7 protein-coding genes are annotated in these 7,795 nt (G+C 71.2%); 3 read left to right on the top strand and 4 right to left on the bottom strand.

Features of this window, described 5'->3' with window-relative positions:
- Window positions 1-245 (bottom strand): double zinc ribbon domain-containing protein (locus tag BG452_RS24985; RefSeq protein WP_317621215.1); only part of this gene is annotated, 245 nt, incomplete at its 3' end.
- Window positions 246-623: 378 nt separating this feature from the next.
- Here BG452_RS24985 and hpf point away from each other — a divergent pair.
- Together hpf and BG452_RS24975 are read left to right on the top strand one after the other, a co-directional pair.
- Window positions 624-1,319 (top strand): ribosome hibernation-promoting factor, HPF/YfiA family, encoded by a 696-nt coding sequence (hpf, locus tag BG452_RS24980; RefSeq protein WP_188306609.1) that lies wholly within the window; start codon window positions 624-626, stop codon window positions 1,317-1,319.
- 238 nt (window positions 1,320-1,557) lie between these two features.
- Complete coding sequence (locus BG452_RS24975; protein ID WP_188306608.1) at window positions 1,558-2,316, top strand: response regulator; 759 nt, start codon at window positions 1,558-1,560, stop codon at window positions 2,314-2,316.
- A 36-nt stretch (window positions 2,317-2,352) separates the two neighbouring features.
- Here BG452_RS24975 and BG452_RS24970 read toward each other — a convergent pair whose 3' ends face one another.
- Both BG452_RS24970 and BG452_RS24965 read right to left on the bottom strand, forming a co-directional pair.
- Complete coding sequence (locus BG452_RS24970; RefSeq protein WP_188306607.1) at window positions 2,353-3,573, bottom strand: winged helix-turn-helix domain-containing protein; 1,221 nt, start codon at window positions 3,571-3,573, stop codon at window positions 2,353-2,355.
- Window positions 3,574-3,750: 177 nt separating this feature from the next.
- The gene (locus BG452_RS24965) at window positions 3,751-4,317 is read right to left on the bottom strand and encodes a GNAT family N-acetyltransferase (protein ID WP_188306606.1); all 567 of its coding nucleotides are present in this window, start codon (window positions 4,315-4,317) and stop codon (window positions 3,751-3,753) included.
- Between the two features lie 242 nt (window positions 4,318-4,559).
- Here BG452_RS24965 and secA point away from each other — a divergent pair, with 242 nt between their 5' ends.
- The gene (gene secA / locus BG452_RS24960) at window positions 4,560-7,322 is read left to right on the top strand and encodes a preprotein translocase subunit SecA (RefSeq protein WP_188306605.1); all 2,763 of its coding nucleotides are present in this window, start codon (window positions 4,560-4,562) and stop codon (window positions 7,320-7,322) included.
- Window positions 7,323-7,417: 95 nt separating this feature from the next.
- On the opposite strand, the gene BG452_RS24955 is transcribed toward secA, so the two are convergent.
- A partial coding sequence (locus BG452_RS24955; protein ID WP_223242696.1) for an Rv3235 family protein occupies window positions 7,418-7,795 on the bottom strand: 378 nt, incomplete at its 5' end.

The raw sequence follows: 7,795 nt of genomic DNA, 5'->3' as shown, positions 1-7,795 counted from the left end.
TTGTGGGCGAGCAGCAGCTGCCGCACCGGGTCGGTGTCCGGCGCGGCCGCGTGCGCCCAGGGCAGCAGCGTGGGGCCGGGGCGGGCGGAGGTCAGGGCCTGCCGGCAGGCCGGGCAGAGCTGGCCGCGTTCGGCCCCGCAACCGGCGCAGTCCGCGGGGAGCAGGACGTCCAGCAGTCCGGCCAGTGCGTGGCCGAACGGTGTCCGTGCGGACGGCGGACGGGCGGGGGAGGGGGACGGCGGCACGGCTGCTCCTGGCGGCGGCAGGCACGGAGAGTCAGCACAGGATCCGCCGTATGGGGGGCGTTGTCCAGGCATTTACCCTTACTTCACCCGCAGGAGGGTAGACAGGGTGCAACAGTTTGACCGCCCGCCTCCAGCACCGCCCGCAGTATCGGGTCATACCCATCGTTCCGCCCGGGGAGGCGAAAACCCCGCCTGAGGTGTTCGATAAGGCTCCAGGGGGTTTCAACCGTCCCTGATGGGGAGGAAGTGAGATGAGGGCCAGTCGTTCCCGCCGGTGGCGGGGGCGGGGGGCCGGCAGTGGATGGGCTGGTCCAGCTGGAGCTCAGTCCGGTCCGGTAGCACCCGGATCGGCGTCAGCACGAGGGATCGGAGTTCTGCGTGGACATCGTCGTCAAGGGCCGCAAGACCGAGGTGCCCAAGAGGTTCCGCGAGCACGTGGCCGAGAAGCTGGAGAAGGTCCAGAAGTTCGACGGCAAGGTGATCAGCCTCGACGTCGAGGTGTCCAAGGAGCACAACCCGCGGCAGGCCGACCGGTCCGACCGCGTGGAGATCACTCTTCGCACCCGTGGCCCGGTGATCCGGGCCGAAGCCGCCGCCGCCGACCCGTACGCGGCGCTCGACCTGGCCTCGGCGAAGCTCGACGCGCAGCTGCGCAAGTCCGCGGACCGGCGCCGGGTGCACAAGGGCGGCGCGAACGGCCGCACCCCCATCAGCGTCGCCGAGGCGACCGCGGCCCTGGCCGCGCTGCCTGAGCCGACGGCGCCGGAGGGCGAGACCAACGGGGTCGTCCGCAAGACCATGATGGGATCCCTGGAAGTGGAGGGCGAAGGCCCGCTGGTGGTCCGGGAGAAGACGCACTCGGCCGCCCCCATGGCGCTGGACCAGGCGCTCTACGAGATGGAGCTGGTCGGCCACGACTTCTACCTGTTCGTGGAGAAGGACAGCGGCCTGCCGAGCGTCGTCTACCGCCGGCACGGCTACCACTACGGCGTCATCCACGTGCAGCCGGACATGGCGGCCGGCGTGGCCAGTGGCGCGGGCGGTGCGATCGGCCGGTTCGACGACGAGGACTGACCGTCCCGGCAGTGACGATGGAGCGGTGACCCCGGCGGCAGTGGCCGCCGGGGTCACCGGCGTTCCGGGGCGTTTCGCCCGTACCGGGCACCGCGCGGTGGGACGGGTTCGAACGGTGCTCGGGTCCGTTGCGCCCGGGGTCACCCGATGCGGGGGAATCGGCGCCGGAGGGTGACCGCGGCGGTGGCGGGGCGTGGAATGATTGGGCGCACGTTGACCCGCGAAGGGGGAGGAGCGGATGGGGGATCACTTCGGGCTGGGGCCCGCTACGGGGCCGGTCACCGGGCTGCCACCGGGGCCGGAGGAGGAACCCGCGTACGCGCCGCGCCGGGGTGAGCCGATCCGCGTCCTGGTGGTGGACGACCACGCGTTGTTCCGCCGGGGGCTGGAGATCGTCCTGGCGGAGGAGCCGGACATCAAGGTCGTCGGCGAGGCCGGGGACGGTGCCGAGGCCGTGCTGAAGGCCGCCGACCTGCTGCCCGACATCATCCTGATGGACGTCCGGATGCCGCGCCGCAGTGGGATCGAGGCCTGCACGGCGATCAAGGACGTGGCGCCCAGCACCAAGATCATCATGCTGACGATAAGCGACGAGGAGGCCGACCTCTACGAGGCGATCAAGGCGGGGGCCACCGGCTACCTGCTCAAGGAGATCTCCACCGACGAGGTCGCCACCGCGATCCGGGCGGTCGCCGACGGGCAGTCGCAGATCAGCCCGTCGATGGCCTCCAAGCTGCTCACCGAGTTCAAGTCGATGATCCAGCGGCGCTCCGACGACCGGGACCTGGTGCCCGCCCCCCGGCTCACCGACCGGGAGCTGGAGGTACTGAAACAGGTGGCCACCGGAATGAACAACCGGGAGATCGCCAAGGAGCTGTTCATCAGCGAGAACACCGTGAAGAACCACGTCCGCAACATTCTGGAGAAGCTCCAACTGCATTCCAGGATGGAGGCCGTGGTGTACGCGATGCGGGAGAAGATCCTCGAGATAGGGTGACCGGCGCTCGCCGCCGCACCCGGGCCCGGACGGGGCCTAGTCCGCGAGCAGCTTCTCCAGGGTCGGGCGCAGCCGTTCGTCGTGCAGCGCTCCGACCCGCACTCCGTCGCAGCCGACCCAGGCGGCCGCTTCGCGCAGTGCGGTGGCCAGCGCCTCGACGTGCCGGGCGCCCCGGCCTCGCTCGCGCCCGTGCTCGCCGGCGAGCGAGACCTGCCGGGCGACCAGAGTGCGCCCCTCCCGGGCCGGGTCGACCCGGCCGACCAGCCGGCCGCCGGCCAGCAGCGGCATCGCGAAGTAGCCGTGCACCCGCTTGTACTTGGGGGTGTAGGCCTCCAGCCGGTGGGTCATCCCGAAGATCCGCTCGGTGCGGGCGCGGTCCCAGATCAGTGAGTCGAACGGCGAGAGCAGCGTGGTGCGGTGGCGCCCGCGCGGGGCGGTGGCCAGGGCCGCCGGGTCGGCCCAGGCCGCCGCCCGGGTGCCGCCCGGGCCCCAGCCCGCCACCTCGACCGGGACCAGCCCGGTGTCCGCCAGCACCGCGTCCAACTCCTCGGCACGCAGCCGGTGGTAGTCCAGCAGGTCGGCCCGGGTGGCCACGCCGAGCGCGGCCCCGGCCTGGGCGACCAGGGTGCGCACGCACTCCTCGTCGGACCGGTCCTGACCGAACAGGGCGTCGGGGATGGCCTGTTCGGCCAGTGCGTAGACCCGCTTCCAGCTCCGGCGCTCGGTGCAGACCACGTCCCCGAAGGCCAGCGCCCGCTCCACCGCGATCTTGGTGTCGGACCAGTCCCACCACTCGGAGGTCCGCTTGGCACCGCCCAGCTCGGTGGAGGTCAACGGCCCCTCGGCGCGCAGCCTGTCGAGCACCGCCCGGTACGTCTCGGGCGAGACCTGGTGGCTCCAGAGCTGACCGCGGTCGCGGTAGCGGCGGCGCCGGAAGGCGAACAGCGGCCACTCCTCGACCGGCAGGACGCAGGCCGCGTGCGACCAGTACTCGAAGCTGGTGCCCGCACCCCAGTAGGCCGCCTCGACCGCCGGGCGGCCGACCGCGCCGAGCCGGGCGTACGGCACCAGCTCGTGCGAGCGGGCCAGCACCGAGATGGTGTCCAGCTGGACCGCGCCCAGGTGCCGCAGCACCCCGCGCACCCCGGAGCGGCGGTCGGGCGCGCCCAGCAGGCCCTGGGCGCGCAGGGCGATCCGGCGGGCGTCGTCGGCGCTCAGGACGGTGACGGGGGCGGGCTCGGCGGAGGCGGCGGTCATGCCGGCGAGCGTAGCCGGGGGGACCGACAGCGGGCCCCGGTGCGGGGTCCCGATGCAGGGCCCCGATGCAGGGCCCCGGTTCAGCGCGGCTTCGTGCGCCTTCGTGCGGCTGGTGCGGCTCGTACGCCTTCGTACGGCTCGTACGGCTCGTGTGGCTTCGTGGGGCCCGGCGCGGGCTCAGTCCAGGTCGGACGGGAGCAGCGAGGCGATCCAGGCGTCGTGGAAGACGCCGCGCTGGTCGGCGTACGACCGCAGGGTGCCCTCGTAGCGGTAGCCGACCCGCTCGGCGACCGCGCGCGAGCCCTCGTTGCCGACGTAGGCGAGCCACTGGAGGCGGCGCAGGCCGAGGTCGGTGAGCGCCCAGCGGGCGACCGCGCGGGCCGCCTCGACGGTGTGGCCGCGGCCGCGCTGCTCCTTCACCGTCCACCAGCCGACCGAGCCGGCGGCCGGGTCGTCCGGCTTGCGGACGACTGCCTGGGTGCCGACCAGGCGGCCCGTCCCGCGTTCGACCACGCACCAGATGAACTCGGTGCCCCCGGCCAGCCCGCCGGGGGCCAGGGTGTGGACGAAGAATTCGGCGTCCTCACGGCGGTAGGGGACCGGGACGACCGTCCAGCGCTGGATCTCGGCGTCCTGGCAGGCGGCGAAGATCGCGTCGACGTCCGACTCCTGCGGGGCCCGTAGGACCAGGCGGTCGGTGGTGAGGGTGGGGAGGGAGGCGGGTGCGCCCGGTGGTTCTTCCATGGGTGGATTATTCGTCGGCAGCGGGAACGCGGGCATCCGGATATACAGCCAACTCCCCGGTCCTTCGACCGTTTTGCCCCGGTGGGCGATGCTATCGGTCCATGTGCACGCGCGGGTGACACGGGAATACCGTGCTGACGCACCTCCCGGCGCGTTGGACTCCTCGCATACGATGGCCCGTGCGGTGGGGTGGACCCCCCGTGCAGTCGTCCAGTGCCAATACAGGCAAGGAGCCCGCTCAAGTGTCCGTCTTCGACAAGATCCTGCGCGCCGGCGAAGGCAAGATCCTTCGCAAGCTGCAGCGGATTGCTGCCCAGGTCAACTCCATCGAAGAGGACTTCGTCAACCTCACCGACGCCGAGCTGCGCGCGCTGACCGACGAGTACAAGCAGCGACTCGTGGATGGCGAGTCCCTGGACGACATCCTCCCCGAGGCGTTCGCCACCGTCCGCGAGGCGGCCAAGCGCGTGCTCGGCCAGCGGCACTACGACGTCCAGATCATGGGTGGCGCGGCCCTGCACCTCGGTTACGTCGCCGAGATGCGCACCGGTGAGGGCAAGACCCTCGTCGGCACCCTGCCGACGTACCTGAACGCGCTGACCGGCAAGGGCGTTCACCTGATCACCGTCAACGACTACCTCGCCGAGCGCGACTCGGAGTGGATGGGCCGGGTGCACCGCTTCCTCGGCCTCGAAGTCGGCGTGATCCTGGGCAACATGACGCCCGCCGAGCGCAAGCGCCAGTACGCGATGGACATCACGTACGGCACCAACAACGAGTTCGGCTTCGACTACCTGCGCGACAACATGGCCTGGTCGAAGGACGAACTCGTCCAGCGCGGGCACAACTTCGCGGTCGTCGACGAGGTCGACTCGATCCTCATCGACGAGGCCCGCACCCCGCTGATCATCTCCGGCCCGGCGGACCAGGCGACCAAGTGGTACGCCGACTTCGCCAAGCTGGTGCTGCGCCTGAAGATCGACCGCGACTACGAGGTCGACGAGAAGAAGCGCACCGTCGGCGTCCTGGAGGAGGGTGTCACCCGGGTCGAGGACTACCTCGGCATCGACAACCTCTACGAGTCGGTGAACACCCCGCTCGTCGGCTTCCTGAACAACGCCATCAAGGCCAAGGAGCTGTACAAGAAGGACAAGGACTACGTCGTCATGAACGGCGAAGTCATGATCGTCGACGAGCACACCGGCCGCATCCTGGCCGGTCGCCGCTACAACGAGGGCATGCACCAGGCGATCGAGGCCAAGGAGGGGGTGGAGGTCCAGAACGAGAACCAGACCCTGGCCACCATCACCCTGCAGAACTTCTTCCGGCTGTACGACAAGCTGTCCGGCATGACCGGTACCGGCACCACCGAGGCCGCCGAGTTCCACCAGATCTACAAGCTCGGCGTGGTGCCGATCCCGACCAACAAGACGCCGCTGCGCATCGACCAGCCCGACCTGATCTACAAGTCGGAGCCGGCCAAGTTCGCCGCCGTGGTCGAGGACATCGCCGAGAAGCACGAGAAGGGCCAGCCGGTGCTGGTCGGCACCGTGTCGGTCGAGAAGTCCGAGTACCTGTCGCAGGAGCTGCGCAAGCGCGGCATCCCGCACGAGGTGCTGAACGCCAAGCACCACGAGCGCGAGGCGCAGATCGTCGCCCAGGCCGGCCGCAAGGGCGCTGTCACCGTCGCCACCAACATGGCCGGCCGTGGCACCGACATCATGCTCGGCGGCAACCCGGACCACCTGGCGGCGGCCGAGCTGGCTCAGCGCGGGCTCTCCTCCGTGGACAACCCGGAGGAGTACGAGGCCGAGTTCCCGGCCGCGCTGGAGAAGGCCAAGGCCTCGGTCAAGGCCGAGCAGGACGAGGTCAAGGAGGCCGGCGGCCTCTACGTCCTCGGCACCGAGCGGCACGAGTCCCGCCGGATCGACAACCAGCTGCGCGGCCGCTCCGGCCGTCAGGGCGACCCGGGCGAGTCCCGCTTCTACCTGTCGCTTGGCGACGATCTGATGCGCCTGTTCAAGGCCGGCATGGTCGAGCGCGTGCTCTCGATGGCCAACGTGCCCGAGGACGTGCCGATCGAGTCCAAGATGGTCACCCGCGCGATCGCCTCCGCGCAGACCCAGGTCGAGCAGCAGAACTTCGAGATCCGCAAGAACGTCCTGAAGTACGACGAGGTGCTCAACCGCCAGCGCGAGGTCATCTACGGCGAGCGCCGCCGCGTGCTGGAGGGCGAGGACCTGCAGGAGCAGGTCGGCCACTTCATGGACGACACCGTCGAGGCCTACGTCAAGGCGGCCACCGGCGAGGGCTTCGAGGACGACTGGGACCTCGACAAGCTCTGGACGGCGTTCAAGCAGCTCTACCCGATCACCCTGGACCTGGCGGAGCTGGAGGAGGAGGTCGGCGGTCCGGCCGGCCTGACCCCCGAGTTCCTGATCAAGGTCGTCCAGGAGGACATCCAGGCGCAGTACGGCGCCCGCGAGGACACGCTCGGCGAAGAGATCCTGCGCGAGCTGGAGCGCCGCGTGGTGCTCTCGGTGCTGGACCGCCGCTGGCGCGAGCACCTCTACGAGATGGACTACCTCCAGGAGGGCATCGGCCTGCGGGCCATGGCGCAGCGCGACCCGCTGGTCGAGTACCAGCGCGAGGGCTTCGACATGTTCACCGCGATGATGGAGGGCATCAAGGAGGAGTCCGTCGCCTACCTGTTCAACCTGGAGGTCCAGGTCGAGCAGCAGGTCGAGGAGGTGCCGGTGGCGGACGCCGAGGTGCTGCTCGACAAGCTGGAGAAGGACGCCGCCCGCCCGGAGATCAAGGCCAAGGGCCTGGAGGCCCCGAAGCCCCAGCGGCTGCACTACACGGCCCCCTCGGAGGAGGTCGGCGGCGGTGTGGTCGAGGGCGACTTCGAGGACGCCGTGCCGGACGACGAGGGTGACGGGCTGACCCGCGCCGAGCGCCGCAAGGCCGCCAAGTCGGCCAAGGGCCGCCGCCGCAAGGGCTGAGCCCGCCGCAGGACGCCGCACAGGGCGCTGCTCCCGTACCGGGGCGGCGCCCTGCGCCGTCCCGTGCCCCGTGGTCGTCCTGTGCGCCGTGGTCGTCATCGGGCCTCCACGGCGGTGCACTGCCACTGGCCGGCCGGGCCGCGCTGCTCCAGCCGGAAGGCCACCATGTGGTGCCGACGGCCGAGGTCGACCCGTACGCAGGCCTCGACGGCGTCGGGTGAGGGTGACCGGTCGTGCACCGGGCCGAGCCGGGGCCGGTCGGCGGGGCCGCCGCGGCGCAGCGCACCGGCCCGGACCAGCGAGGCGAGCTGCCCGTAGCCGTCCAGGCTGGTGTGCCGCATCAGCTGGCCGGAGGGCCGGGCGCCGGTGAGCACCTCGACCAGCTGGTGGGCGAACCGGGCGGCGAGCGCCCGTGCGTCGTGCCGGACCGGCGCGGCGGTGCCGGGAGTGCCAGGAGCGCCGGGAGTGCCGGC

Source organism: Streptomyces sp. CBMA123 (assembly GCF_014596465.1).
Classification (GTDB): Bacteria; Actinomycetota; Actinomycetes; order Streptomycetales; family Streptomycetaceae; genus Kitasatospora.
The sequence above is the reverse complement of the archived record's forward strand: the minus strand, read 5'-3'. Positions and strand labels throughout refer to the sequence as shown.